Genomic DNA, 834 nt, shown 5'->3' with positions numbered 1-834 from the left:
CAAATAAATACCACAAACCCAAGTGAGGGTAACCTTCGTCCTTTATATCAATACATTTATCTGGTTTGTTAACTTGCTCGATCACTTCCGCTGCATCAAATGAGAGATATATGGCAGGTTTGGTTTTCCCTACAGGGATTCTTTTATGTACATCCCTTACCATTCCTTCATAATAATCTTTATTTGAATGATAAATAGACACATAATCCTCTGAAATTTCCTCCCTAAGATAAAAACACTTAATAGTTGTAGCGCCAAACTCATCTTTATGATCTTCCATAACATAACGCCATAAATATGAATTATTTGCTCTGCCCGTAAATGCATTAATACAAGGGATTGATTTGAGGTTATTTAAAGTTGATAACACAGTCATCACCACTCCATCATTTTAAATAATGATTTGATAGCAATGGAGTTATCAAGGCTATCGCCAATATATGCCCTACCTGTAACCTTAACCACTCCAGAAACTTTTCTAACAAAGGAAAAAATAATCTCGTTATTTGTTTTCACTATTAAATTTAGCGTGCCTTTGCTTTTCTTAGTTTGTTTATATATAAGCCCAAAACACTCTGATTTTTTATCAAAGTAAATCTGAGCGTCTTTTTTTGCAGCAAGTTCAGGGGCATACCTAATCAACTGAACAATAGCCTGCAAAGATGGTTCTAGGTCACCAGTGCAGAACTCGTATTCTCTATTATAAACAGAAATGGCACTTCTTATTTTTTTAAAAAACAATAAGAATTCACCTGATAATTCTAATGATTCGTAATGTTTTAAAATTGACTCATAACCGTCACCAGAGCAATCTAATGTTTTAACATCATCATT

2 protein-coding genes are annotated in these 834 nt (G+C 33.3%); both read right to left on the bottom strand.

Annotated features, from left to right (window positions below; translation table 11 throughout):
• Nucleotides 1–382, bottom strand: a 382-nt coding sequence (locus tag PKE79_RS16490; RefSeq protein ID WP_271174787.1) for a hypothetical protein, incomplete at its 3' end; no start/stop codon positions are given.
• Nucleotides 376–834 (bottom strand): hypothetical protein (locus PKE79_RS16485; RefSeq protein ID WP_271174786.1); only part of this gene is annotated, 459 nt, incomplete at its 5' end. The genes PKE79_RS16485 and PKE79_RS16490, both read right to left, overlap by 7 nt.

Origin of the sequence: Microbacterium barkeri (assembly GCF_027921765.1) — a bacterium.
Classification (GTDB): domain Bacteria; phylum Actinomycetota; class Actinomycetes; order Actinomycetales; family Microbacteriaceae; genus Microbacterium; species Microbacterium barkeri.
This window is presented reverse-complemented; position numbering and strand designations above follow the sequence as displayed.